The sequence below is a fragment of the Paractinoplanes toevensis genome (assembly GCF_018332695.1).
GTDB lineage: Bacteria > Actinomycetota > Actinomycetes > Mycobacteriales > Micromonosporaceae > Actinoplanes > Actinoplanes toevensis.
Window position 1 is genome coordinate 18860 of sequence record NZ_BOQN01000084.1, and the last position, 24896, is coordinate 43755.

The window sequence follows — 24896 nt, forward strand, 5'->3', positions numbered from 1 at the left end:
GCGATCACCGCAGTTCGACCGGCCCGGCGGCACTGTAGACCCGGTTGCGACCGGCCGACTTGGCCCGTCGCAGCGCCAGTTCGGCGTGCTCGAAGAGCTCGGTGGAGCTGGTGCCGTCGTCGTGCAGGCCGGCGACCCCGATCGACACGGTGACGCGAACGTCCTCCTGGTCACCGATGGAGAACTTCTCCGTCTCGACCACCTCGCGGACGCGGGCCGCGGCGTGCATCAGGTGGTCGCTGCCGTAACCGGGCAGGACGGCGGCGAACATATTGTCGCCGACCCGGCCCAGGACGGCGGCGCTCCCGCACAGGCGGACCAGCCGGTGGGCCAGATCGACGAGCACCTCGTGGCCGCCGGGCTGCCCGTGGATCTGCTCGATGAGCTTGAACTGGTCCACGTCGAGCAGGATGAAGCCCACGTTGTGCCGCTGCTGCCGGCCGCGTTCGACCTCCAGGTCGAGGTGGGACAGCAGCACCCCGCGGGCTTTCAGCCCGGTCAGGTCGTCGACGATGGCGAGCCGTTGCTGGATGCCGAGCACCATCCACATCCTGGTGATCACCAGGGCGAACAGGCTGATGCCGCACAGCAGGACGATCGGTGCGCCCGCGTGCTGTTCCGAGACGTACCGCGCGTAGAGCACCACGAGCGGGAGCAGGGCGGCGAGCGACAGCAGGAGCACCCGGCCGGCCGTCACGTTGGGCAGCGCCACCTTGGCCCGCTGGTCCAGGGTCCGCATGCTCGGGTGCAGGGCGGCCGCACCGAGCAGCACGTACTCGCAGAGCCACAGCACGTCCGGCAGGCCGCCGTCCCGATAGGTGTCGTTGGCGGTCTGCAGCCCGTACAGCATGTCGGCCGCGAGCATGGCCAGGAGGCTGGCCATCAGCAGGCGGAACGCGGTCGATCGGGAGCCCGCCCCGACGGCCAGCCGGATGGCGGTGGCCAGCACGATCAGGTCCATCACCGGATAGGCGATGGAGACCAGCGTGCCGGCCAGTGACTCGGACCCGTCGACGTCGGTGGCGAGCGGGCCGATCAGATAGACCCACCAGAGCATGCCGAGGCCGAGGGCCAGGATCGCCGCGTCGAGCAGGGTGGCCGTGTCCCAGGACGGCGTCCGCCGGCGGACCAGCAGCACCAGCGCCGCCCCGACCAGCGGGTATTGCAGCAGATAGAACAGGTCGGCCGGGGCCGGGAAGGCGTCGCTGTCGTAGATCGCGTGGGAGACCCAGTAGGCGACGTCGCCCAGGGTGTAGAAGAACTGTCCGGCGGCGAGCAGCAGCCACGGCAACCGCCGCGGCCGGCGTACGCGCTGCGCTCCGGCAACGACCGCCCAGGTGGTGGCGGCACTGATTCCGGTGTAGTAGAAGTTCTGCCCGTCTCCGCCGAGCCCGGCATAGGGCAGGAGGAGGAAGCCGACGATCGCCAGGAAACCCAACGCCCCGAACCAGACGGCCGCGGACGCCGAGGGGGCCGAACGGTTGAAAGAACCTACCGGATAGGTGGAGTGCACGGCATCACTTTGGACCAAACCGGACAGGTCGGGGTCAACCGTACGTTCACGTTGATCTGCCTCGAAGGACTATTTAAGGTTCGACCACTTTCCGCTAAGATCCCGACACTTAGCGTTCTTAAAAGTTTGCAGCAACGTAGACGGTGTTGGCCGAGGTTCCCCCGGTCAGCGGGTTGGCGAACGTCACCACCTGCGCGGTCGCCGTGGCGAAACACTCCCGCAGCACCGTCAGGAAGGTCTCGTCGGGCGCGTCGTCGGACCACAGGCCGAACACCCCGCCCGGACGCAGACGGTCGCCGAGCCGACGCAGGCCGGCGCTGGTGTAGAGATCGGCGTGGGTGGGGTCGAGCACGTTGACCGGCGAGTGGTCGATGTCGACCAGGATCGCGTCGAAGCGCCGGTCCGGAGTGACCGGGTCGAACCCGGTGCCATCGCGCAGCAGCGCGAAGAAGTCACCCTCCAGCAGCGTGGTACGCGGGTCGGTGGTGAGCTCACGGGCCTGCGGGAGCAGGTCACGCCGATGCCAGTCGATCACCGGCGCCAGCGCCTCGACCACGATCAGCGACCGGACCCGCTCGTCGGCAAGGGCGGCGCGGGCGGTGTAGCCGAGACCGAGCCCGCCGACGACGACGTCCAGGGGCGTGTCCGGCAGGGCCGCGAGGGCAAGCCGGGACAGTTCCTCCTCGGCCACCGTGAACAGGCTGGACATGAGGTACTCGTCGCCCAGCTTGACCTCGTACACCTCGATTTTGGTGGTGGGTTCGAGGCGCCGGCGCAGGCTGATCTCGCCGATGCGGGTGGATGCCCAGGCCAGTTCGGCGAGGCGCGGGTGCATGAGGTGTCCTTTCGGCGCGTTGCGGTAACGCGACAAAGGCGACCATAGCCTCGCGGACGGGTTTACGGCCCCGGCTACCCGGTAGGATCGGAAGCGTTCACACCTCTCCCGCCGGCTCCCTGTGAAGCTCGGCCATTGGCGCGACGACATTTGTTCCGTGGCGTCCGTCCGACACCCCTGGAGTACGAATGACTTACCTGTCTGCCACGCCGACCCTGCGCGAGCCGGTCAAGACGCTGCGGGAAAAGGGCGCGGACAGTTTCCACGCCGCCCTCGCCGCGGTCCTGGCCGCCGGGCTCGACGCCGCGCTCGAAGCGGGCGACCACGAGAAAGCGATCACCTTCATCAACCGCGGCTTCGCCGAGGGCAGCCCGCAGATCGGCTGCGACCTGCTGTGCCGGGCCATCGCCGTCGTCGGGGCGGCCCGCACCTGGACCGTGCAGCTGGCGCCCCTGACTCAGGTGCCGCGGCAGTCCGGGCGGCAGAGCTCCTAAGCCTTACCGGGGAAGCGCTTGGCGAGCGTACGGCGGCGGGCGGGGCGCGGAGCCGCGATCGGTGACTCCCGGTAACGGCGGGCGTCCTCCGCCACCGTCTCGTCGGCGTCGTTCTCCAGCGCCTGCCGGATGTGCGGCGGCGTGACGGGGGACGTCGCCATCGAACGCCGCACCTCCACCGACCGGTCCTCCAGCATGGAGCGCAGGTCGGCTTCCTCCAGCGGCAACGCCCGCACCAGCGCGGCGCGGACATCGGGCGAGGAGTCCCGGGCCAGGATGCTGCGCTGTTCGGCAGTGGTCCGCTGGTTCACGGCGAGGCCCTTGCGCACCCGGACGGTGCGATCGCCCAGCAGAGCCGCGATGATCTCGGGCTCACGGGTGTGCGTGGCGAGCCGTTCCCGCACCTCGGGCGAGGGGTCCTTGACGAGGACCGCGGCCAGGTCGGCCTCGAGGGCCGGCATCTCGGCGAGCAGGCCGCGCAGTTCCTTGTCGTGCGCCTCCAGCATCACCTGACGCACCCGGCCGTCCACCGACGGGTTGGTCGCGACCGCCCAGCGCACCCACCGGTCCGCGTCGCCGAGAAGGCGCAGCAGGTTCGCCCGCGAGCTCGCGGGGTTCTTCGCCACCGCCTCCCGCACATCGCGGTCACGGTCTCGGGCCAGGGGCCGCAGAGCCTCGGCCGGAGCATTCGGGTGTGCCGCGACCGCCGCACGCACCAGGGCCGACGGGTCGGAGGCCAGAGCGTGCAGGTCGGCCGGGTCGGTCGTGCGGTCCCGTGCAACGGAAACCCGCGCATCGACATCACCGGTTACGCGCTGAGTTGCCATGAACCGAATCCTCTCACGGTCCCGGGTTGATCTTGGCGATGGGCAATATGCCCGACTTTTGACCGAATTGGACAAAAGTGGCGCGCTCCGCACTGCAACATGGTTCATTCTGCGTAATCAGTCAGTCGCGTGGCGTCACCGCCGCGCGATCCAGAAGGGAACCACATGCGCAGTTTCATCCGGACGACAGCCGTCGTGACCACGCTGCTCCTCGGCGGCGCCGGCCTCGCCGCACCGGCGGCCGCCGCGGTCAACCCGCTGCCGCCCGAGTTGCAGCGCCTCGTCGACCTGGTGGGGCAGAAGGTTCCGCTCGCCACCCTGGCCGCCGACGGAGTGCTGGCCGGGCTGGCCCGGCCCACCCGGCCCGCCGAACCCGCGCCCTTCGACATCGAGGCCGAGGACACCCCGCGCTCCGGTACGGCCGGCGCCCTGGGCACCTCGGGCAAGACGTTCGACATGAACCTGTTCGAACGCAACCTGCGCGCCACCCTGGACGGCAAGACCGTCGGGTACGCGTACTCCATCGGGAAGAGTGGGAAGCTCGACCGGCAGGCCGGCGTCGGTTTCGCCCGGGTGGCACCGGACAACCCGGTCACCCCGCAGTCGGCCGGCAAGGTGATGACCGTGGCCAGCATCAGCAAGCCGGTGACGGCCGCGGCCACCTTGCGCCTGCTGGAGCAGAAGAACATCTCGGTCGACAGCCCGATCGGACCGTGGCTGCCGGAGGCGTGGAAGCGCGGCACCGGGGTGGACAGCATCACGTTCCGTGACCTGATGACCCACCGCAGCGGTCTCCTGCAGAACTTCCAGACCGCCACCGGCACCACCGGCGGCAAGTCCACCGGTTCGTGGGACAACATCCGGATCGCGGTGGGCCAGAATCTCGGCTCGAAGAGCTACAAGTACGCGAACATGAACTTCAGCATCTTCCGGGTCATGGTGCCGAAGATCGCGTACGGCATCGATTTGAGCAAGCTCTACGACGCACCGCCGGCGAACGTCACCCCGGCCCAGATCGACTACCTGACCGGCATCGCCTTCCTCGGTTACCTCAAGCCGGTCCTCGCCCTGGCCAATGCCCCGGTGAGCTGCAGCAATTCCGACCCCAACCCGACCAAGCTGTACGCCTACCCGGCCGTCAACCAGGCCGGCTGGGGTCCGGCCGACTATGTCGGAAGCTGCGGTGGCTTCGGGTACAACCTGTCGGCCAACGGGATCGCCTCGTTCATCTCGCACGTGCGTTACACCACCAAGCTGGTGTCGGCGGCCGCGCGGTCGCTGATGGTCGACGAGCAGGTCGGCCTCAAGGCCTACAACGGCAAGTTCGGCACCTACCACGGCCACGGCGCCGTGTGGGCCCAGTCCGGCGGCCGTGGCATGCGCGGATGTGTCATGTCGTTCCACATCGAGGTCGACGTGGCGCTGCTGGTCAACAGCCGGGGCGATTACCCGAGCGGGTGCGCGGTCGTGGTCGACGCCTTCGACAACGCCTGGCACTGACTCAAATGTAGTAGTGGTCCTGGTCGAGGTCGGCGAGCAGGCCCGGACCGGTCGGCTGCCAGCCGACCAGGTCCCGGGTGATCGCCGCGGTCGCGGGGCCGTCGATCGACCAGAAGCCGCCGAGCCAGCCGACGTAGTCGCCGGCTTGCTCGGCGGCCACCGAGACGGCCGGCACGCCGAGATGCCGGGCGATGGTCTCGGCCACCGCGCGGATCGGCACCCCGTGGTCACCGACCGCGTGCAGCACCGACCCGGCCGGTGCGGATTCCAGGGCCAGCCGGAACAGCCGGGCGGCGTCGTCGCGGTGCACGGCCGGCCAGCGGTTGGCGCCCTCCTCGACGTACGCCATCGCACCCCGGCCGCGGGCGAAGCCGATCACCGCCGGCAGGAAGCCGTTGTCGCCCGGCCCGTGGGTGGCCGGCGGGAGCCGGACCAGGGACGAGCGCACGCCGTGTTGGGCGAGCGCGAGGGCGAAGTGACCGTTGGCGATCCGGTCGCCACCCTCGCTGATCGGCCCCTGCCCGGTCCGCGCGTCGGCGGCCAGACCGTCGCGCTCGGTGGCGACCGCACCGGACGGCAGCCCGAGCACGCCGAGGATGCCGGAGGCGACGACGAGGGGCTTTCCGCTGCCGGACAGCACCTCGCCGAACGCCTCGATGACCGCGCGGTCGGCCGCGGTGGCGCCGGCGAAGTCACCCGCGAACGCGATGTCGTGCTTGAACGCGAGGTGCACGACGCCGTCGGCGGAGGCGGCGGCCGCACGGATGACGTCGAGGTCGTCGAGGGAGCCGGCGACGATCTCGGCGCCCGCATCGTGCAGGGATTTGGCGGCCGCGTCGGAGCGGGCGAGCCCGGTGATCGTGTGGCTCGCGGCGAGCAACTCGGGGACCAGACCGCGGCCGACCCAGCCAGACGCGCCGGTGACGAAGACATGCATGACGAACTCCCGGTTTATAGAACGATCGTGCTAGGAACGAACGTAGTACGATCGTTCTAGAAAACCAAGCGATGAGGATCACTCCGTGGGCCGACCGGTCAACCATCAAAGGCGGGCCGAGCTGCTCGACCAGGCCGTCGAATACGCCATCGAGCACGGGTTCGCCGACCTGTCGTGGCGGCCGGTGGCCGCCGCGTTAGGCGTGTCGACCACGACGTTGGTGCACCACTTCGGCACCAAGGAGCAGATGCTCGAGACCATCCTCGGCCGGCTGCGGGAGCGCACGAACGCGCAGGTCGGCGCGCAGCCAAGCCTGGCCGCCGCGGCGCGTACGGCCTGGGTGCGGACCTCCGACCCACGGCAGTGGGCGGAGTTCCGGCTGTTCTTCGCGGTCTACGGGCGGGCCCTGCAGGAGCCGAGGTTGTTCGCCGAGTTCCTCGACCGGGTCGTCACCGACTGGATGAACGCCCTGGTCGACGCCCAGGGTCCGGACGCCGACCCGGCATCGGCGCGGCGCCGGGCCACGCTGGTGATCGCCACGATCCGCGGGTTACTGCTCGACCTGCTGGCCACCGGAGACCGGGAGCGGGTGCAGGATGCGGCCGAGGCGTTCCTGGCCGCGCTCCCGCCCGACGCCTAACGCCGCCGCTCGGTGCCCCGTCCCGGGGTGGTGCCCCGTCCCGGGGCGGAGAGAAACACGGTGGCCGCGGGACGGCCCGAGATCTCCGGCTCGACGACCGGCGCGGCGGTCTCCCCACCGTTCTCCGGCTCGTGTTCCCGCTGATGGAGAGCGTCCGCTTTCTCGCGCATCTGCTGCAGCGTGACCTGGCCACGCTCTCCGCTCAGGTCGACCTCGATGCGACAGAACCGGTCACACGAGTACTCGACGACAAACATCACCTGGGCGCCGCCGGTCATTCCACATCCCCGCCGACGCGAAGAAGACACACGTCACCACATCCGAAAAGGTTCTGCATGTCCCGATCGTAGCGGTGCACGGCGTCGCCCGTGTCCAACCACCATCGGCGGCCTCGCTCGCGGCGACTTCCGGAAGTTTCGATCCGTGCCCGAGAGTTGATCGATATCTGCGGCCACACTCCCGCAAAGATCTGGCCCGACGATCGGATGAGCAGGAACAACATCGGCCGGACCTTTCGCCGGAAGACCGGAAGTTGTTGACACCCCCGAGGGGCCGTCCAATACTTCGTCCATCGATGAACTTCATCACCGTTGGCAGCTCGACGGCTGGTTCCACCGCCGGTCGTCCACCATCGCTGCCCACCACGAGGAAGGAAGCACGCGCGTGAGCGACTCCCCCGTCCCCCAGCACCGCGTACGCAGCCGAATGAAGCTCCTGATCAGCAGTGCCGCCGCCGTCCTGCTGACGGTGACCTCGGTGGCCCTGGCCGGCGTGGCCCACGCCGAGGCCGACCGGACGATCACCTCGAACACCACCGGTACGCACAACGGGTACTTCTTCACGTACTGGAAGGACAACGGCAACGTCACCATGACCCTGGGCGCCGGCGGTTCCTACCGCGTCCAGTGGAGCGGGATCAACAACACCGTCGTCGGCAAGGGCTGGAAACCCGGCTCCAGCCACACCGTGAACTACTCCGGCTCGTTCAGCCCGAGCGGCAACGGTTACCTCGCGCTCTACGGGTGGACCACCAACCCGCTGATCGAGTACTACATCGTCGAGGACTTCGGCAGCTACAACCCCAGCACCGGCACCACCCGGCTCGGCTCGGTCACCACCGACAGCAGCGTCTACGACATCTACCGCACGCAGCGGGTCAACCAGCCGTCGATCATCGGCAACGCGACGTTCTACCAGTACTGGAGCGTCCGGCAGCAGCACCGGGTCGGCGGCACCATCACCACCGCCAACCACTTCAACGCGTGGGCCGGCCTCGGGCTGACCCTGGGCGCGCACGATTACCAGGTGATGGCCACCGAGGGCTACCAGAGCAGCGGCAGCTCCAACATCACGGTCAGCGAGGGGACGTCCGGGCCGACCACCGGGCCGACCACTGGGCCGACCACCGCGCCGACGACGACGCCGACCACGTCGCCGACGACACCGGGCGGCGGCTCGGCCGCTTGCCGGGTGTCGAACTCGGTCAGCGCCTGGAACACCGGGCTGACCGACAACATCACGATCACCAACACGGGTACGACCGCGATCAGCGGCTGGTCGCTGAAGTTCGCGCTGGCGTCCGGCCAGACCATCACCTCCGGCTGGAACGCGACGTACTCGCCGAGCAGCGGCCAGGTGACCGCGACCAACGCGAGCTACAACGGTGCCATCCCGCCTGACGGCTCGACGACGATCGGCTTCCAGGCCAACCACACCGGCAACAACTCCGCACCGACCGGCTTCACGCTCAACGGCGCGGCCTGCAGCTGAACCACACGGGCGCCCGGGTCCACGGGGATCCGGGCGCCCCTGTCCCCCGTGCGAGCTACCCACAGGTGTCCACCGCACGGTGACGATTCCCGGCCGTCGAATCCATAGCGTTCGACGTGTTCGCGGCACCCCGCCGCGAGGTCTTCCCAAGGAGTCGTCATGCGGCTGTTGAAGCAGCTCGTCGTCGTAGTGGTGGTCGCCCTGGCCGGTAGCCAGCTGGTGAACCTGGCGAACTGGAACGCTCCCCTCACCCTGCTGTTGGGTCTCGCCACGGCGGCACTGGCGCTGCTGGCGTACGGCTGGGTGGTCCGCCGCACCGAGCATCGCGCCCCGGTCGAGGTGGCGGTGAACAACGGAGCCCTCGGCCGAGGGCTCCTGATCGGTCTCGCGATGTTCGTCGCGGTCATCGCGAACATCGCCCTGCTCGGTGGCTACCGGGTCGACGGGTGGGGCTCGTTCCCCGGCGCGGTGGCGCTGTTCGGCTTCATGGCCGCCGCGGCCGTCACCGAGGAGCTGATCTTCCGGGGCGTCCTGTTCCGGATCGTCGAGGAGCGTCTCGGCACCTGGTGGTCGCTGGCCCTGACCTCGGCCGTGTTCGGCCTGATGCACCTGTTCAATCCGCACGCGACCCTGTGGGGTGCGATCGCCATCGCGGTCGAGGCCGGTGCGATGCTCGGCGCCGCGTACGCCGCCACCCGCAACCTGTGGCTGCCGATCGGCCTGCACTTCGGCTGGAACTTCGCCGAGGGCGGCCTCTTCGGCACCGACGTCTCCGGCACGAACGCGCCGGACGGCCTGCTGCACGGCGTGCTGTCCGGGCCGACCGCGCTCAGCGGCGGCGAGTTCGGCCCGGAGGCGAGCCTCTACACGCTGCTGGCCGGGATCATCCTGACCGTGCTGTTCATGCGACTGGCCCGCCGCCGCGGCCACATCGTCCCCCGCCGCACCAAGACCGCTACTCTCGCCCAGTGATCCCGGCGAGAGAGCGAGTGAAGCGCCTCGACGTCACGGTCCGGGATCTTCCCCTCGCACTGGTCCTGATCGTCGCGAGCGCGGTGCCGGCCCTGCGCGACAAGGGCACCCAGCTCGGCGACCTGCCGGCTCGGCCGTTCGACCTGCTCGCCGTCGCGGTCATCGCCCTGGAGTGCCTCCCGCTGGCGGGGCGCCGCCGCTGGCCGGCCACCTCACTGATCGTCGTGGTGGCCGCCTTCGCGGTGGACCAGCTGCGCGGCTACCACACCGTGGCGGGCTCCGCCCTGCCGCTCGCGCTGATGAGTACCGCCGTCTACCTGGAACACCACCGCCGGCTGACGCCGGTGCTGCTCTCCACGGCGTACATTCCGCTGGCCCTTGCTCTTGATCGGCAGGGGGCGGCCGAGGGGCCGGTCGGCTTCATCACCTTCTATCTGCTGCTGGCCACGGCCTGGGGCCTCGGGGCGTGGGTGCGGCAGTCCCGGGTCGCCGAGGCCGAGCGCACCCGCACCGCCGAGCGCACCCGGATCGCCCGCGAGCTGCACGACGTGGTGACCCACCACGTGACGGCGATGGTCGTGCAGGCCGAGGCGGCGCGCTACCTGACCGCCGCGCCGGACCGCCTCGACCAGACCCTCACCGCGGTCGCCGACACCGGCCGGCGGGCGATCTCCGATCTGCGGCACCTGCTCGATCTGCTCAACCCCGACCACACCACCGAGCCGCGCGGCGAGCTGCGCGACCTGATCGAGCAGACTCAGCGGGCCGGCCAGCCGGTGGAGTTCGTCGAGGAGGGCACGCCGGCCGAGTCGGCCGGCAGCGCCGAGGCGACCGCCTACCGGGTGGTGCAGGAAGCCCTGACGAACGCCCTCAAGTACGCGCACGGCAGCCGCACCGCGGTCCACGTGCATCACCGCGAGCGGGAGATCATGGTGGAGATCATCACCGACGGACCGGGATCATCCAGCGGCTCCGTGGGCGGGAGCGGCCGCGGACTGACCGGGTTGCGCGAACGGGTGGACATGCTGGGCGGCGAGTTCAGTGCTCGGCACCAGAAAAAAGGCTTCGTGGTCACCGCTCGGATCCCCGCATGACGATCCGTGTGCTGGTCTGCGACGACCAGGCGCTGATCCGGATGGGGTTCGCGACGATCATCGACGCCCAGGACGACCTCGAGGTGGTGGGCGAGTGCGGGGACGGCCGGGCCGCGGTCGACCTGGCCGGCCGGCTGCGCCCGGACGTGGTGGTGATGGACGTCCGGATGCCGGTGCTCGACGGCATCGCGGCCACCCGCCTGCTCGCCGGCGCGGGCGTGGCCGATCCGGTGAAGGTTCTGGTGGTGACGACCTTCAACCTGGACGAGTACGTGTACGAGGCGCTGCGCGCCGGGGCCAGCGGTTTCCTGCTCAAGGACGCCCCGCCGGCCCAGCTGCTGCACGGCATCCGGACCGTCGCCGCGGGCGCCGCGCTGCTGGCCCCGGAGGTGACCCGCCAGCTCGTCGGCCGGTACGCGGCCCGGATCCGGCCGGCCGACAGCGCCCCGCCCGGCGGCGCGCTGACCCCGCGCGAGCTGGAGGTCCTGCGCCTGATCGCGAACGGGCTGTCCAACAGCGAGATCGCCGCGACCCTGGTGATCAGCCAGGAGACGGTGAAGACCTACGTGTCCCGGATCCTCACCAAACTGGATCTGCGCGATCGGGTGCAGGCAGTGGTGTACGCCTACCGGCGCGGCCTGGTTACCTGAGAGAGTGACGAGAAGGTAACTTTCCGTCGCTACGGGGGCACGATGATCCGCCGATGGCATCTGGTCGTCTTCGTCCTGCTCGGCCTGCTGGCCCTCGCCTGCGAGGGCGGGACCGGGACCGGTTCGCCGGAGGACCCCGACCCCGATTACCCGGGGTCCATGGCCGCCCTGGGCGACTCGATCACCGCGGGCGTGGGCAGCTGCGGCATCTACGCGGTGTGCCGGCGCAACTCGTGGTCGACCGGCACCGCCGACGCGGTGGACAGCCACTACCGCCGCATCCTGGCCAAGAACTCGGCGATCCGGGGCGACGCCGACAACTTCGCCGAGCCGGGGGCCGAGGCCGACGCGCTGGACGACCAGGCGGCGCAGGCGGTCAAGGCGAAGGCGGCGTACGTGACGGTGCTGATCGGCGCGAACGACGCGTGCGCGAGAACCATCGACGGCATGACCTCGGTGGCGACGTTCCGCACCGAGATCGGCCGCGCGCTGAACCGCCTCAAGAAGGGACTGCCGAAGTCCCGCGTGCTGGTGACCAGCATCCCGGACCTCTACCGGCTGTGGGATCTGGGGAAGGGCAACCAGCAGGCGGTGCGGGTGTGGAACCGGACGAAGATCTGCCCGTCGATGTTCGCGAACCCCACGTCCACCGAGAAGACCGACGAGGAACGCCGCGAGCGGGTCCGGGACCGCATCGACGACTACGACGACGAGCTGCGGGATGCCTGCCGCGACTACGGCGACCGCTGCCGCTGGGACAACGGCCGGGTGCACGGCGTCCGGTTCGGCCTCGACCTGGTCAGCTCGGTCGACTACTTCCACCCGAACGCCAAGGGGCAGAACGAGCTGGCCGACGTGACCTACCGCGCGCGATGGTGAAAACGCCGAAAAGCGTACATATCCCAGCGTATGGTCGGCTTGATGTTCTCGATCAGGGGAATCGGACTCTGGGGGCGTAAGCGCCGGAACTCCGACCGGGGAGCCGTGGCCACGATGCTCGCGGCGCTGCTCGCGAGCGGCGTGATCATGGGCATGGGTGCCGTGGTCATCGACATCGGCCAGCTGTACGTCGAACGCGAACAGCTCCAGACCGGTGCCGACGCCGCCTCGATGAAGGTCGCGCTCAGCTGCATCAAGGGCGACACCTGCACGAACGCGGCGCAGACCCCGAACGCGGTCAAGTACGCCAAGCTGAACGCCGGCGGCGACCAGTTGGCCGACGCCCAGATCTGCCTCAACAACAACGGCTGTCCGACCTGGAACACCGCGATCACCTGCCCGCCGATGTTCACCCCGCCGGCCGGGCAGTCGATCGGCAAGTACGTCGAGGTGCGCACCACGACGCTGACCGGGAGCGGATCGACCCTGCTCCCGCCGACCTTCGCGGGCACCCTGGTCGGCCTGAACTACCAGGGCAAGAAGGTCGGCACGTGCGCCCGGGTCAACTGGGGGCCGCCGATCACCACCAAGGTGTTCGCGCTCGGCATCTCGCTGTGCGACTGGAAACGGATGACCGGCAACGGCACGGTCTTCTACGGCCCGATCGGCTCGCTGCTCAGCACCCTCGGCCTCTACACCACTATCGGCCTGCCGAGTCCGGCCCCCGGCATCGACAGCGCCATCGTCAAGTCGGGATCGACCGTCCTGCTCGGCTCGGTCCTGCCGTTCTGCACGACGCCGGCGAACAACACCGTTCCCCGGGGGTATGGCTGGCTGACGAAGGCCGATCTCACCCCGCCGGACAGCAATTGCGAGCTGAACCTCAAGGTCGACGATCTGCCCCGGGCCTCGCTGCTCGCCATCACCAACGCCGTTTGCATCCCGAAGTTGCAGGGCTACGTCAGCACCGGCCGACCGATCATGGTGCCGATCTACGACACGCTGGTGCCGTCGTTGTTGCCGATCCTCTCCATCGCCCCGCAGTACCACATCGTTGGTTTCGCCCCGTTTGTCCCGACTGGCTACTACACCCTGCTGGGCGGCCTGTTCAGCGGCATCAACAGCATCCTCAGCGGCAGCCTGGCGGCCGGCCTGAACGACGTCCTGTGCATCACCTCGGCCTGCATCACCGGCTATTTCACCAAGATCCTGGCGCCGGCGTCCCGCCCGACCGGCTTCGGCACCGGCCAGGACTTCGGCGCCACGGTGATTGCCCGAACCGGCTAGGGCTCCGTAACTTTCGGAAAGTCCACACCAAAGATCCAACCTGATTGCGTACGCCGTGAGCGCCGAATTCCTGTTTCCGGTGCTCAGGTCCGTTTGTGGCATCCACAGTTACCGCTATCTTTCCGTAACTTGTTGACACTGTGACGAAGTCGGTCCAATACTGTCGCCATCGACTCAGCTCGATAAGGGTCAGCCCCGAGGCCCTCTCCCCGTCCAAACGCGCACGACGAACCCGGTCCACCGCCGGGTCGTCCGACGCTGCCCGTCCCCGCGGAGGAAGCGCGCATGACTGACATCTCCGTCCCCCGAAAACGCCGCCGGCTGCTCCTCGGCGTGATCAGCGCCCTGGCCCTGGTCGCGTCCACGGTGCTGCTCCCCGGCATCGCGAGCGCCGCCGTCACCACCAACCAGACCGGCACCAACAACGGCTACTTCTACTCGTTCTGGACCGACAGCCAGGGCACCGTCTCGATGAACCTGGGCTCCGGCGGCAACTACTCGACGAGCTGGAGCAACACCGGCAACTTCGTGGCCGGCAAGGGCTGGAAGCCCGGCACCCGCCGGGCGGTCACCTACTCCGGCAGCTTCAACCCGTCCGGCAACGCCTACCTGACGCTCTACGGCTGGACCCGGAGCCCGCTGATCGAGTACTACATCGTCGACAACTGGGGCACCTACCGGCCGACCGGCACCTTCATGGGCACGGTCAACAGCGACGGCGGAACCTACGACATCTACCGCACCCAGCGGGTCAACCAGCCGTCGATCGACGGCACCGCGACCTTCTACCAGTACTGGAGTGTCCGGCAGTCGAAGAAGACCGGCGGCACCATCACGGCCGGCAACCACTTCGACGCGTGGGCGAGCAAGGGCATGAACCTGGGCACCCACGACTACCAGATCCTGGCCACCGAGGGCTACCAGAGCAGCGGAAACTCCAACATCACGGTGGACAGCTCGACCGGCGGCGGATCCACCACCCCGCCGCCCACCGGCGGTGGCGGCAGCAGCGGCTGCACGGCGACGCTGTCGGCCGGGCAACAGTGGAGCGACCGCTACAACCTCAACGTCGCGGTCACCGGCTCCACCAACTGGACGGTCACCATGAACATCCCGTCGCCGGAGAAGGTGCTCTCCACCTGGAACGTCAGCGCCAGCTATCCCAGCGCGCAGACCATGGTCGCCAAGCCGAACGGCAGCGGCAACAACTTCGGCGTGACCATCCAGACCAACGGCACGTGGACCTGGCCCACCGTGTCCTGTGCGGGAGCGTGATCGCGATGCGGAAGAAACTGATCACCGCGCTGGCCGTGGCCGCGCTGACCGCCGGGGGCATCGTCGGCGTCACCCTGCCGGCGCAGGCCGCCACCTGCAACGGGTACGTCGGGCTCACCTTCGACGACGGCCCGTCCGGCCAGACCTCGTCGCTGCTCAACGCCCTCCGGCAGAACGGCCTGCGGGCGACGATGTTCAACGAGGGCCAGTACGCCGCGCAGTACCCGTCACAGGTCGCGGCGCAGGTCAACGCGGGTATGTGGGTGGGTAACCACAGCTACACCCACCCGCACCTGATCCAGCAGAGCCAGGCTCAGATCGACTCGGAGATCTCGCGTACCCAGACCGCCATCGCCAATGCCGGCGGCGGCACGCCCAAGCTGTTCCGGCCGCCCTACGGCGAGACCAACGCGACGCTGAAGACGGTCGAGGCGAAGTACGGCCTGCGCGAAATCATCTGGGATGTCGACTCGCAGGACTGGAACAACGCGAGCGTCGACGCGATCGTGGCCGCCAACGGCCGGCTCACCAACGGCCAGATCATCCTGATGCACGACTGGCCGGCCAACACCCTGGCCGCCATCCCGCGCATCGCGCAAACCCTGGCCAGCAAGAACCTGTGCGCCGGCCAGATCTCCACCTCCACCGGCCGCGCGGTGGCCCCCGACGGCAGCGGCGGCGGCACCCCGACCACCGGGCCCACCACCACGCCGCCCACCGGCGGCGGTGGCGGCAACTGCACGGCAACGCTGTCGGCCGGTTCCTCGTGGAGCGACCGCTACAACCTCAACGTCGCGGTCTCCGGCTCCAGCACGTGGACCGTGACGATGACCCTCCCCTCCCCGGAGAAGGTCCTGTCCACCTGGAACATCACCGCCAGCTTCCCGAGCGCCCAGGTTCTGGTGGCCAAGCCGAACGGCAGCGGCAACAACTGGGGCGTGACCATCCAGCACAACAACAACTGGACCTGGCCCACCGTTTCCTGCTCGACCGCCTGACCAGCGTCGAGCCCGAGGGGGGCCGCCGGCACGCCTGTCCCGTGCCGGCGGCCCCCCTTCGTTACTTGGCGACCTGAAAGCTCTGACTGGAGGCGCGACCGTCAGGTGGTGGGCAGGTCGTGCCAGGGGCGGAGGCGATCCGGCTCGGGGAAGCGGGGAACGTCCGGGTACGCCGGGAAGTCGGGGGCGGCCGGGCGGGGGATCTCGGTGGAGTCGGCGTCGGACGGTTGTGGCTGCGCCCAGACCGGCTGCCGCTCGGGCGGCGCCCAGGACAGCGCGGGCGCGGATTGGCCGGACAGGGCCGGGCGCCGGCGCTCGGGCGGCACCCAGATCGGCGGCGCGCCCCACCAGATGATCCGCTCGGAGCGCGGGCGGACCGCCGCTGGGGCGGGAGCGGCCGGAGCCGGAGCCGCCGGCAGCGCGGGCCGGGCCGGTGCGGGCTCGAGCGCGGGGCGACTGGTGTCGGCGGCCATCACGGTGGCCGTGGTCGCGGGGGCGGTCGCCAGCACGACGGCCATGATGACCACGACCAGGCCGGCCCCCATCGAGAGCATTTCCCAGCCGGGACGCACGGTGTCGCCGAGGAACGTCACGGCCACCGCCGAGGGCGCGATCACCTCGGCGATCCACAGCACGGCGGTGACCGGGCCGACCGAGCCGCGCTGCAGTGCGTCGGCGTAGAGCACCATGCCGGCGACGCCGAAGACCAGCAGGGCGCCGATCAGCGGTGAGGTGAGGACGGTGAGCACGCCCGACCCGAGGCTGTCGAAAGCGCCCTCGGGGAAGGTCAGCGCCCGGCCGACCAGGGCGGCACCGCCGAGGCAGAGGCCGGCCAGCCCGGCGACCACGCCTGGCGGGGCGAACTTGGTGGCGGCCCAGCCGAGCAGCGCGATCGTGACCGCGGCGCCGCAGAAGGCCAGCCGCAGCATCGTCGAGGTCTCCACCGTCTCCTGTGGGCCGGCCGACATGGCCAGCACGGTCAGCGCGACCACCGAGACGGCGACGGCCACCACGTCGATGCCGCGCAGGCGCGACTTGAGGATGACCCGGGCGGCGACGACGGTGACCGCGAGCGAGCCGGCCAGCACCGATTCGACCAGGTAGACGGCCAGTTCGCTGAGCGCGACCATCGAGCAGCCCCAGGCCAGCAGGTCGAGGAAGGTGCCCAGAAGGTAGAGCGGGTGGCGGAGCGTGTTGGCCATGCCGGTGCTGCGGCGGGCCCCGATGGCCTGGAAGATCGAGGCAGCGGCGAAGGCGAACGCGCCGAAGATCGTGAGGGCCAGCGCGATCCACCCCATGGTGGTCATTGCCCCCACCTGCCATGATGACGCTGCGTGTATTGAGTCGTCACAGCCTGATGATATGTGCTGCCCATCGATATAGCGAGGGGTCACACGGGGACTGTCACAAGGATCTGCCCCGCATAGGTCTCGGCCTGCACGGCGGCCACGTCGGCCGGCGCCATCAGGGCCGCACCGTCCACCGTGGTGGGACCGGAATCCGCCGCCCGCCAGCTGCCGGCCGGTGCCCGGGAACCGTCCGGGGCGACCACGACCAGGCGGCACTCCTCGCCCGCCGGCACCCCGGCCACCGTGGCCCGCACCCGCACCCAACCGGCCGCCGGCCGCACCTCGGCCGTCATGGTCACGCCGGTCGCCGGGTCGGTCGCGGTGGCGGCGCGGGTGGGCCCGGTGGCGACGGTGCGGGGCGGGGCCTCGGCGGCCCGGCCGATCAGGGCGCCGGCGCCGAGAGCCACGATCACCGCGAGAGCGGCCGCGGCGGCCAGGAGGGAACGGTTGCGCCGGGTCTGGCGGTGACGCTCACGGCGTACCTCATCAAGCGTGCGGCGCAGCAGCGGATCGCCGCCCGGCGGCGGTCCGTCCAGAAAGGCCTCCGGGGGAATCTCACCCAGCGCGACCTCCATCTCGCGGAGGTCTTCGACCTCGCGGCGGCAGGCCGCGCAACCGGCCAGGTGGTCCTGCACCGCACCCTGGTCGGCACGATCGAGAACCCCGAGGACGTACGCCCCCAACTGGGCGGTCTCGTGCCCGCTCATCCGGCCATCACCTCCCGCAGCCGCCGCAGAGCCTGGTAGCTGCGTTCCTTGACGGCTCCGGCCGGGACGCCCAGCGACGCGGACGTCTCGGCGACGTCCCGGCCCTGGAAATACAGTGCGTTGAGCACGTCACGCTGTTCGGGCGGCAGCGTCTCGACCGCGCCGAGCAGAGCGAAGTCGGCGGCCGGGGCCCCGCCGACGATGTCCCGGACGGTGGCGAACAGACTGGCCCGGGCCAGGCCGCCGAGGATCTCGGGGTGCCGCCAGGCACGCAGCAGGACATCCTGCACCACGGCCTCGCCGCGGGCCCGATCACCGGTCAGCCGGCAGGCGTACGCGAGCAGTGCCGCACCGTGCTCCGCGAAGATCCGCCGGACCAGCAGCTCGTCGGCGGCACCGTCGCGCCGGCTCACTCCCCCACCCGCAGCACGGAGATCGTGTTGTCCTCGCCGTTGGCGACGTAGGCGAAGCGGCCGTCGGCCGAGACACCGATCGTGCGGGGGCTGCGGCCGACCTTCACCGTCGAGGTGACCTTGCCGGTCTGCCCGTCGACGACCGAGATGGTGCCGGCCGCCTCGTCGACCGTGTAGGCGTGCTCGCCGTCGGCCGCGAACGCCACGCACTGCGCGCCCTTGCCCACCGGCAGCGGCCCGGTCCGCTTCAGCGTCACCGTGTCGATCAGGTCGACGGTGTTGGTCTGGTAGCTGACCACCATGGCGCGGCGGCCGTCCGGTGACACCGCGATGCTGTGCGGCGCCCGGCTCACCGGCACCGTGTCGAGCAGCTTGTCGGTGCGCATGTCGATGACCGAGACCAGGTTGGACTCGTGATTGGCGGTGAACGCCCGCATCAGGTCGCCGGAGAAGCCGACCGCGTGCGGGTTGCGCGGCACGGTGATGCCGGCCTCGGGTTTCTGGTCGCCGGCCGAGAAGACCTCCACCCGGCCCTCGCCGTGGATCGGCACCCAGACGTTGCCGTCCGGGCCGACCGACAGCGCGTACGGCATGTTGCCGGTGGACAGGTAGCGCACGACCTTGCGGCCGACCGCGTCGATCACGGCCACCCCGCTCCCCCGCAGCACGGTGTCGTACATCGAGACGAAGACCTGCTTGCCGTCGCGGGAGACGGCCACGAAGCGGGGGGTGTTGCGCAGCGTCAACGGGGTGACCTTTCGGGTGGTGGTGTCGACGATGGACAGCACCTTCGAATTCTGGTTGGCGACGTAGACCGTGCGGCCGTCGGGTGCGACCGCGACCCCCTCGGGCTCGTTGCCCACCCCGATCGTGGCGATCACCGTGGGCTTGTCGACGCTGGCGATCCGGCGGGCGGCGAGCGGCTCCTTCGAGATGGTCACGGCGGGGGCCGGGGCCGTCTCAACGGTGGTCGTCGCCTCCTGGACCGGTGCCGAGGTCGGCAACGGCCCGGCGACCGCGGCCGGCCGCTCGTTGCCGGAGCGGCCGATCAGCGCCCACGCGACGCCGGCGCCGCCCAGCACCACCAGCGCGGTCACGACGGCGATCAGCACGAATCCGCCGAGCCGGCGCCGTGGCGGCGGCGCCGGCAGCACGGTCACCCGGGACGGGCCGTAGGCGGCGCTGTTGACCGTGGTGTTCACGGTCCGCAGCTGGGCCTCGACCGCCGAGCGGGACACCGGGCCGGCGGCCGGCACCTGGCCGGTGACCCGCACCTCGGCCCAGCCGGCCGGGCCGCGCACGGTGACCGAGCCGTCCAGCCACTCGGAGCGCGGTTGCCAGAGGATGCGCAGCTGACGGCCGGTGAGCATGGCGCGCAGGCCGGGGCCGGCGACCGTGACGGTGGCACTGGCCAGGGCGAGCGGCGGACCGTCGAGGAGAACGTCGGCGACCACCCGCGGGGTGCCCGGCGCGATCTGGCCGAAGTCGACCCGCTCGGGGCGCACCCGGATGGCGGTGCGCTCGAGGGCACTGGCCGCGGCGGCCGAGACGGCGCGGCTGTCGTCGGAGGTGAGCCGTTCGAGCGCGCTGCGGGCGGCAGCCGCCATGGCGAGATCGTTGCCGCCGGCGATCCGGCTCAACTCGTCCACACCGGTCAGACGAGTCTCCCGGTTCGGGCTATCGATCCCGGTCAGCACATGCGTCGGGAGCGTCAGGTCACTCATAGTGTCCCCGCGATCGCATCGTGTAGTGATGGTGAGGATCAGAGTAACCCGGGAACCATGATTCGTATCTATCCCGTTTGCGCGATCAATGCGCGCAGCCGCGAGACCGCCTCGGCCCGGGCGCCGGCCATCGACGGCTGGTCGGTGACGGTGGCCGGCTCGACCGGCGCGCCCCGGGGCAGCTCGCCGACCGCCGCGCGGATGTCCGGCAGCAGGCCCGGCCCCCAGGAGCCGCCGACGATCACCCGGCCCGGGTCGGCGAGCGTGACCGCCGCCGCGACCACCCCGGCCACCGCCCGGCCGATCGCGTCCCGAGTGGACTCCGCCGCCGCGAGCAGGCGTTCGACGTCGATCGCGGTGCTGCCGGGCCGGCGCAGCCCGAGCTGGGCGAAGACCTCGATGAACGGGGTGGCGCGGCCGTCCGGCCCGGCGGTGAGCAGGTGGGCGATCTCGCCGGCCAGGCCGGAACGGCCGCGCCGGATCTCGCCGTCGCCGACGATCGCGCAGCCGAGGCCGGCACCGAGGAAGAGGTAGGCGAAGTCGTCGCCCTGACTGACCCGCTCGGCCCGGGCGGCCCAGTTGACGTCGTTGTCGACCAGCACCGGCCCGCCCAGGATCGTGGCCGGGTCGAGTTCTCCCACCAGGAACGGCGAGTCGGGCAGGTGGACGAGCCGGCCGGTGGCCCGGTCGACCGGGTCGGCCGCGCTGACCACGGCCAGCCGCGGCTGCCCGCCGACCTCGGCCGCGACCTCGCGCAGCGCCTCCGCGACGTGCTCGGGCCGGGCCGGTCGCTCGGCCCGGCGCACGGTGTCGCCGTACGCGTCGAGGCACTCGGCCACCACGCCCTCCGGCGCGATGCTGACCGCGAGCGCGGTGCCGACTCCGGCCGCGAGCGAGTAGTAGGAACCGACCCGGCCGCGGCCTCGGCCGCCCGGGGTGCGCTCACCGGTGTCGGCGACCAGGCCACGCTCGGTCAGCCGGCGGACGCTCTCGCCCGCGGTCGGCTTGGAGATGCCGGTCTCGGCGGCCAGCTCGGCGCGGGTGAGCCGGCGGTGCCGCATGAGCGCGCGGAGCACGTGCTCGTCGGTGAGCGACCGGACGAGGTCGAGCGAGGGCCGGGTATCCACGTGCCAATCCTAGTAAAGGCACTTGCCTGGAAAGCCGAGCGGCCGTAGCTTCAAGTAAGGAGACCTGACTAGAAGGAGACGCCGTGACCGCCGTGACCGCCCTGCCGCATTGGGAGTCGACCCCCGCCGACCTGGCCGCCGCGACTCGTGAGATCAAGGCCGCGCTGCGGGAGCGCATCGCCGCCTCCGGCCGCACGGTCGACGAGGTGTTCGCCGTCGTCGAGCGCCGGGTCCAGGCCGCGGTCGACGAGATCGACGCCGATCGCCGGGCCGGCGAGAGCATCTGGCCGGAGATCGACTACGCCGACATCGCGGCCGGCACCGTCCCGCCCTCGTCGATCCGGAAGCTGCACCGCCGCGGCTGTCTGGTGGTGCGCGGCCACTTCGAGCGCGACCAGGCCCTGACGTGGGATTCCGACATCGTCGACTACGTCGAGAGCAATCACTTCTTCGAGAACTACCGCGGCCCCGGCGACGACTTCTTCGGCAGCGTCGGCTCCAAGCCCGAGATCTACCCGATCTACTGGTCACCGGCCCAGATGCAGGCCCGGCAGAGCGACCGGATGGCGAAGGTGCAGGCCTTCCTCAACGCGCAGTGGAAGCACGAGTCCGAGGGCGTGCAGTGGTTCGACCCCGGCCGCGACTCGCTCTACCCCGACCGCATCCGCCGCCGGCCCGAGGGCGCCGACTCGGCCGGCCTCGGCACCCATCTCGACCCCGGCACCCTCGACCTCTGGATGACGAGCGCCTACCAGCAGGCGTTCCGGCACCTGTTCGACGGCAGCGTCGAGCAGTACGACCCGTGGGACGCCGCCCACCGCACCGCCGGCCCGCAATACCCGGGCACCACCATGTGCTCGGCGTTCCGCACCTTCCAGGGCTGGACCGCACTGTCCGACATGGACCACGACCAGGGCGTCCTGCACACCGTGCCGATCCCCGAGGCGATGGCCTACCTGATGCTGCGCCCGCTGCTGAGCGATGTCCCCGACGACGACATGTGCGGGGTCACCGTCAACCAGGTCTTCCCGGCCGGGCACAAGTGGCACGCCCCGCTCATGGAGGCGCTGTCCGGCATCCCCGACGTGCGGGCCGGCGACTCGGTCTGGTGGCACTGCGACATGATCCACAGCGTCGCGCCGGTGGAGGCCCAGAAGGGCTGGGGCAACGTCATGTACATCCCGGCCGCGCCGTGGTGCCCGCGCAACGAGGAGTACGCGGTTTCGGTGCGCGAGGCCTTCGTCAAGGGCGAGAGCCCCAGCGACTTCCCGGCCGAGCACTACGAGCGGGACTGGGTCGGCCGTTTCCGGCCGGCCGACCTCAACGAGACCGGTCGCCGGGGTCTGGGTTTCGACTGATCCGCGCGGCCACCCCGTCGAGCAGGCAGCTCAGTCCGAAGTCGAAGGCGCGGGCCGGGTCGCTCGCCGCGTTGTACTCCTCGCCGGCGGCCGCGCCGACCCGGGTCGCGGTGGGCGTGGCGGCCGGGTCGAGGACCTGCTCGAGAACCGGGGCGGCCTGCTCCCACCACTGCTCGTCGGTGAGGCCGGTGCGCTGGGCGACCAGGGTGGCGGCCACCGCGGTGCGGGCGGCGCCGTGCACGTAGTCGCCGACCAGCTGCACCACCAGGTCCATCTGGATGTCGGTGAGGCCGATCCCGTCGATCGCCCGCAGCTCGTGGTCGTACTTGGCGATCACGTGCGGACCCAGCGGCGGGCGGCTGGTCGCGACCTGCAACAGCCAGGGGTGCCGCAGGTAGAGCTGCCAGTTCTCGCGGGCCACCCGGTCGAGGCGCTCGCGCCAGCCGGCCGCGCTGTCGAACGCGAGGGACACCTCGGCCAGCACGGTGTCCAGCATCAGGTCGATCAGCTCGCCCTTGCCCGGGACGTAGGTGTAGAGCGACATCGCGCTGACCCCCAGCCCGTCGGCGACCTTGCGCATGGTCAGCGCGCCCAGGCCCTCGGTGTCGGCGATCGCGATGGCCGACGCGGCGATCTCGGCCACGGTGAAGCGCGGCTTGGGCCCGGGGCGGGAGCCGGGCCGCAGACCCCAGAGCAGTTCGATGCTGCGCCGCGGATCGCCGCCCCCGCTGAAATCGGTCGTCACCGCGAACACTGTACGGCGTACGGAGTGTGGTTATACTGGCGACGCCACGAACTCCGTACGCTGTAAAGTGATAGGAGCACGATGCGCGACCCAGCAATCGAAGCCGAGGGCCTGACCAGGCGATTCGGCGAAACCACCGCTCTCGTGGAGTTCGATCTCACCGTTCCGACCGGCACCGTGCACGGCCTGCTCGGCCCCAACGGCGCCGGCAAGACCACCGCGGTGCGGATCCTCACCACGCTCCTGCGGCCGGACGCCGGGCAGGCCCGGGTGGCCGGGCACGACGTCGTCCGGGAGGCCGACCGGGTGCGCACCCGGATCGGGCTGGTCGGCCAGCAGGCCGGCGTCGACGAGCAGCTCAGCGGCCGGCAGAACCTGGAGATGTTCGGCCGGCTGCACCACCTGGGTGCGGCGGTCGCCCGCGGCCGGGCCGGCGAACTGCTCGACCGGTTCGGGCTCACCGAGGCCGCCGACCGACCCGCGGCGAAGTATTCGGGCGGCATGCGCCGGCGGCTCGACCTCGCGGTCGGGCTGCTGATCGGGCCGGCCGTGCTCTTCCTCGACGAGCCGACCACCGGGCTCGACCCGCGGGCCCGCAACGAGGTGTGGCGGGAGATCCGGTCGTTGGTCACCGAGGGCACCACGGTCCTGCTGACCACGCAGTACCTGGAGGAAGCCGACCAGCTGGCCGACGCGCTCACCGTGGTCGACCGCGGCCGGGTGATCGCGACCGGCACCCCCGACGAGTTGAAGGGTGCCGACCACCTCGATGTGGTGGTGCGCGACGCCGGCTCCCTGGAGCGGACCGCGGAACTGCTGGCCGGGATCGGCACCGGCGAACCTCAGCTCGACCGGGACCGGCGGCAGATCAGCGTGCCGGTCGGCGACCGGATGACGGCGCTGACCCGGGCCGCCCGCGAACTGGGCGACGTGGAGGACATCGCGCTACGCCGGCCGACCCTCGACGAGGCGTTCCTCGAGCTCACCGAAAGGAGCGTGCGATGACGGCGTACGTCAATGACAGCTGGACCCTCACCCGGCGGACACTGCTGCACTGGCGCAACCAACCGGCCCAGCTGGCGCTGGGTCTGTTCTTCCCGGTGATGATCCTGTTGATGTTCGCCTACCTGTTCGGCGGAGCGATGTCGGTGCCGGGCGGCGGCGACTACCGGGAGTTCCTGCTGCCCGGGATGTTCGTGCTGACCATGGCGTTCGGGCTGGAGAGCACGTTCCAGGCGGTGACCACCGACGTCGGGCGCGGTGTCACCGACCGGTTCCGCACCATGCCGATCTCGTCGGCCGCCGTGCTGACCGGGCGCAGCGTGGCCGACATGCTGTACGCCGCGGCCGGCCTGGCCGTGTTGATCGCCTGCGGCCTCGCGGTCGGCTGGCGCTGGCACGACGGGCCGGTCGACGCGGTGCTCGCGGTGGGTCTGCTGCTCCTGCTGCGGTATTCGTTGCTCTGGTTCGGCATCTGGCTGGCCCTGGTGGCCGGCAAACCGGAGATGCTGATGGCGGTGCAGATCCTGGTCTGGCCGCTGGCGTTCCTGTCCAGCATCTTCGCCGCGCCCGAGACGATGCCGGACTGGCTCGGCATCGTCGCCGAGTGGAACCCGCTGTCGGCCACCGCCGCGGCGACCCGGGAGCTGTTCGGCAATCCGGGACAGGGCGGTGCGCTCTGGCCGGCGATCGCGTGGCCGGTTCTGTTACTCACGGTATTCGTACCGCTCGCGGTGCGACGTTATCGGCGTTTGACCTGATCTGGCGGGTCAGGAATTCGTAGGCGACTCTCAACCAACTTT

Annotated in this window: 25 protein-coding genes; 14 read left to right on the plus strand and 11 right to left on the minus strand. The window is 70.6% G+C overall.

All coding sequences use genetic code 11. The annotated features are described in order from the left end of the window. Window positions 1-4: 4 nt before the first annotated feature. Together Ato02nite_RS31830 and Ato02nite_RS31835 are read right to left on the minus strand one after the other, a co-directional pair. A complete protein-coding gene (locus tag Ato02nite_RS31830) occupies window positions 5-1513 on the minus strand; it encodes a GGDEF domain-containing protein (RefSeq protein ID WP_213010368.1) in 1509 nt (502 codons plus the stop codon). A gap of 118 nt (window positions 1514-1631) precedes the next feature. Next, window positions 1632-2348 carry a spermidine synthase gene (locus Ato02nite_RS31835; protein WP_213010369.1) on the minus strand — a complete coding sequence of 239 codons (717 nt, stop codon included), beginning with the start codon at window positions 2346-2348 and terminating at the stop codon, window positions 1632-1634. 188 nt (window positions 2349-2536) lie between these two features. On the opposite strand from Ato02nite_RS31835, the gene Ato02nite_RS31840 reads away from it, so the two are divergent. Continuing rightward, window positions 2537-2842 carry a hypothetical protein gene (locus Ato02nite_RS31840; protein ID WP_213010370.1) on the plus strand — a complete coding sequence of 102 codons (306 nt, stop codon included), beginning with the start codon at window positions 2537-2539 and terminating at the stop codon, window positions 2840-2842. Here the strand turns inward: Ato02nite_RS31840 and Ato02nite_RS31845 are convergent. After that, window positions 2839-3669: a hypothetical protein gene (locus Ato02nite_RS31845; protein WP_213010371.1), complete on the minus strand. Its 831-nt coding sequence runs from the start codon at window positions 3667-3669 to the stop codon at window positions 2839-2841. The two genes, Ato02nite_RS31840 and Ato02nite_RS31845, sit on opposite strands and share 4 nt — an antisense overlap. A gap of 165 nt (window positions 3670-3834) precedes the next feature. Between Ato02nite_RS31845 and Ato02nite_RS31850 the strand changes: the two genes are divergently transcribed. Further along, entirely contained in the window at window positions 3835-5169 is a 1335-nt protein-coding gene (locus Ato02nite_RS31850; RefSeq protein WP_213010372.1) for a serine hydrolase domain-containing protein, read from the plus strand. Between the two features lies 1 nt (window position 5170). Here Ato02nite_RS31850 and Ato02nite_RS31855 read toward each other — a convergent pair whose 3' ends face one another. Continuing rightward, the gene (locus Ato02nite_RS31855; RefSeq protein WP_213010373.1) at window positions 5171-6106 is read right to left on the minus strand and encodes an SDR family oxidoreductase; all 936 of its coding nucleotides are present in this window, start codon (window positions 6104-6106) and stop codon (window positions 5171-5173) included. Window positions 6107-6191: 85 nt separating this feature from the next. Here Ato02nite_RS31855 and Ato02nite_RS31860 point away from each other — a divergent pair, with 85 nt between their 5' ends. Continuing rightward, window positions 6192-6746, plus strand: coding sequence for a TetR/AcrR family transcriptional regulator (locus Ato02nite_RS31860; protein ID WP_213010374.1), 555 nt, complete (start codon window positions 6192-6194; stop codon window positions 6744-6746). Here Ato02nite_RS31860 and Ato02nite_RS31865 read toward each other — a convergent pair. Then, on the minus strand, window positions 6743-7024 hold the full coding sequence (locus Ato02nite_RS31865; protein ID WP_213010375.1) for a hypothetical protein: 282 nt from the start codon (window positions 7022-7024) through the stop codon (window positions 6743-6745). The genes Ato02nite_RS31860 and Ato02nite_RS31865 overlap by 4 nt on opposite strands. Before the next feature lie 427 nt (window positions 7025-7451). On the opposite strand from Ato02nite_RS31865, the gene Ato02nite_RS31870 reads away from it, so the two are divergent. The 8 genes from Ato02nite_RS31870 (at window position 7452) to Ato02nite_RS31905 (ending at window position 15671) form a co-directional block, all read left to right on the plus strand. Continuing rightward, window positions 7452-8516 (plus strand): glycoside hydrolase family 11 protein, encoded by a 1065-nt coding sequence (locus tag Ato02nite_RS31870; RefSeq protein WP_213010439.1) that lies wholly within the window; start codon window positions 7452-7454, stop codon window positions 8514-8516. Between the two features lie 159 nt (window positions 8517-8675). Beyond that, the gene (locus Ato02nite_RS31875; protein WP_213010376.1) at window positions 8676-9488 is read left to right on the plus strand and encodes a CPBP family intramembrane glutamic endopeptidase; all 813 of its coding nucleotides are present in this window, start codon (window positions 8676-8678) and stop codon (window positions 9486-9488) included. Then, complete coding sequence (locus Ato02nite_RS31880; protein WP_213010377.1) at window positions 9485-10582, plus strand: sensor histidine kinase; 1098 nt, start codon at window positions 9485-9487, stop codon at window positions 10580-10582. The genes Ato02nite_RS31875 and Ato02nite_RS31880 overlap by 4 nt, the downstream gene beginning before the upstream one ends. Then, entirely contained in the window at window positions 10579-11232 is a 654-nt protein-coding gene (locus Ato02nite_RS31885) for a response regulator (protein ID WP_213010378.1), read from the plus strand. Before Ato02nite_RS31880 ends, Ato02nite_RS31885 begins: the two co-directional genes overlap by 4 nt. 42 nt (window positions 11233-11274) lie before the next feature. Continuing rightward, a complete protein-coding gene (locus tag Ato02nite_RS31890; protein ID WP_213010379.1) occupies window positions 11275-12111 on the plus strand; it encodes an SGNH/GDSL hydrolase family protein in 837 nt (278 codons plus the stop codon). 42 nt (window positions 12112-12153) lie between these two features. Further along, entirely contained in the window at window positions 12154-13398 is a 1245-nt protein-coding gene (locus tag Ato02nite_RS31895) for a pilus assembly protein TadG-related protein (protein ID WP_213010380.1), read from the plus strand. A 285-nt stretch (window positions 13399-13683) separates the two neighbouring features. Then, window positions 13684-14673 (plus strand): endo-1,4-beta-xylanase XynA, encoded by a 990-nt coding sequence (gene xynA, locus Ato02nite_RS31900; protein WP_213010381.1) that lies wholly within the window; start codon window positions 13684-13686, stop codon window positions 14671-14673. A 5-nt stretch (window positions 14674-14678) separates the two neighbouring features. Then, window positions 14679-15671, plus strand: a complete 993-nt coding sequence (locus Ato02nite_RS31905) for a polysaccharide deacetylase family protein (RefSeq protein ID WP_213010382.1) — start codon at window positions 14679-14681, stop codon at window positions 15669-15671. 101 nt (window positions 15672-15772) lie between these two features. On the opposite strand, the gene Ato02nite_RS31910 is transcribed toward Ato02nite_RS31905, so the two are convergent. From Ato02nite_RS31910 to Ato02nite_RS31930, 5 genes are all read right to left on the minus strand, one after another. Continuing rightward, window positions 15773-16978: a DMT family protein gene (locus tag Ato02nite_RS31910; protein WP_213010383.1), complete on the minus strand. Its 1206-nt coding sequence runs from the start codon at window positions 16976-16978 to the stop codon at window positions 15773-15775. 83 nt (window positions 16979-17061) lie between these two features. Beyond that, window positions 17062-17727: an anti-sigma factor gene (locus Ato02nite_RS31915; RefSeq protein ID WP_213010384.1), complete on the minus strand. Its 666-nt coding sequence runs from the start codon at window positions 17725-17727 to the stop codon at window positions 17062-17064. Further along, window positions 17724-18140, minus strand: coding sequence for a sigma factor-like helix-turn-helix DNA-binding protein (locus Ato02nite_RS31920; protein ID WP_246607659.1), 417 nt, complete (start codon window positions 18138-18140; stop codon window positions 17724-17726). Before Ato02nite_RS31920 ends, Ato02nite_RS31915 begins: the two co-directional genes overlap by 4 nt. Beyond that, a complete protein-coding gene (locus tag Ato02nite_RS31925) occupies window positions 18137-19864 on the minus strand; it encodes a YncE family protein (RefSeq protein WP_213010385.1) in 1728 nt (575 codons plus the stop codon). Before Ato02nite_RS31925 ends, Ato02nite_RS31920 begins: the two co-directional genes overlap by 4 nt. A gap of 68 nt (window positions 19865-19932) precedes the next feature. After that, complete coding sequence (locus Ato02nite_RS31930; protein ID WP_246607661.1) at window positions 19933-20991, minus strand: ROK family transcriptional regulator; 1059 nt, start codon at window positions 20989-20991, stop codon at window positions 19933-19935. An 83-nt stretch (window positions 20992-21074) separates the two neighbouring features. On the opposite strand from Ato02nite_RS31930, the gene Ato02nite_RS31935 reads away from it, so the two are divergent. Beyond that, entirely contained in the window at window positions 21075-22349 is a 1275-nt protein-coding gene (locus tag Ato02nite_RS31935) for a DUF1479 domain-containing protein (protein WP_246607663.1), read from the plus strand. On the opposite strand, the gene Ato02nite_RS31940 is transcribed toward Ato02nite_RS31935, so the two are convergent. Next, complete coding sequence (locus Ato02nite_RS31940; RefSeq protein WP_213010386.1) at window positions 22312-23094, minus strand: TetR/AcrR family transcriptional regulator; 783 nt, start codon at window positions 23092-23094, stop codon at window positions 22312-22314. The two genes, Ato02nite_RS31935 and Ato02nite_RS31940, sit on opposite strands and share 38 nt — an antisense overlap. Window positions 23095-23175: 81 nt before the next feature. Here Ato02nite_RS31940 and Ato02nite_RS31945 point away from each other — a divergent pair, with 81 nt between their 5' ends. Further along, window positions 23176-24099, plus strand: a complete 924-nt coding sequence (locus Ato02nite_RS31945) for an ATP-binding cassette domain-containing protein (protein WP_213010387.1) — start codon at window positions 23176-23178, stop codon at window positions 24097-24099. Then, entirely contained in the window at window positions 24096-24854 is a 759-nt protein-coding gene (locus Ato02nite_RS31950) for an ABC transporter permease (protein WP_213010388.1), read from the plus strand. The genes Ato02nite_RS31945 and Ato02nite_RS31950 overlap by 4 nt, the downstream gene beginning before the upstream one ends. Window positions 24855-24896: the final 42 nt, after the last annotated feature.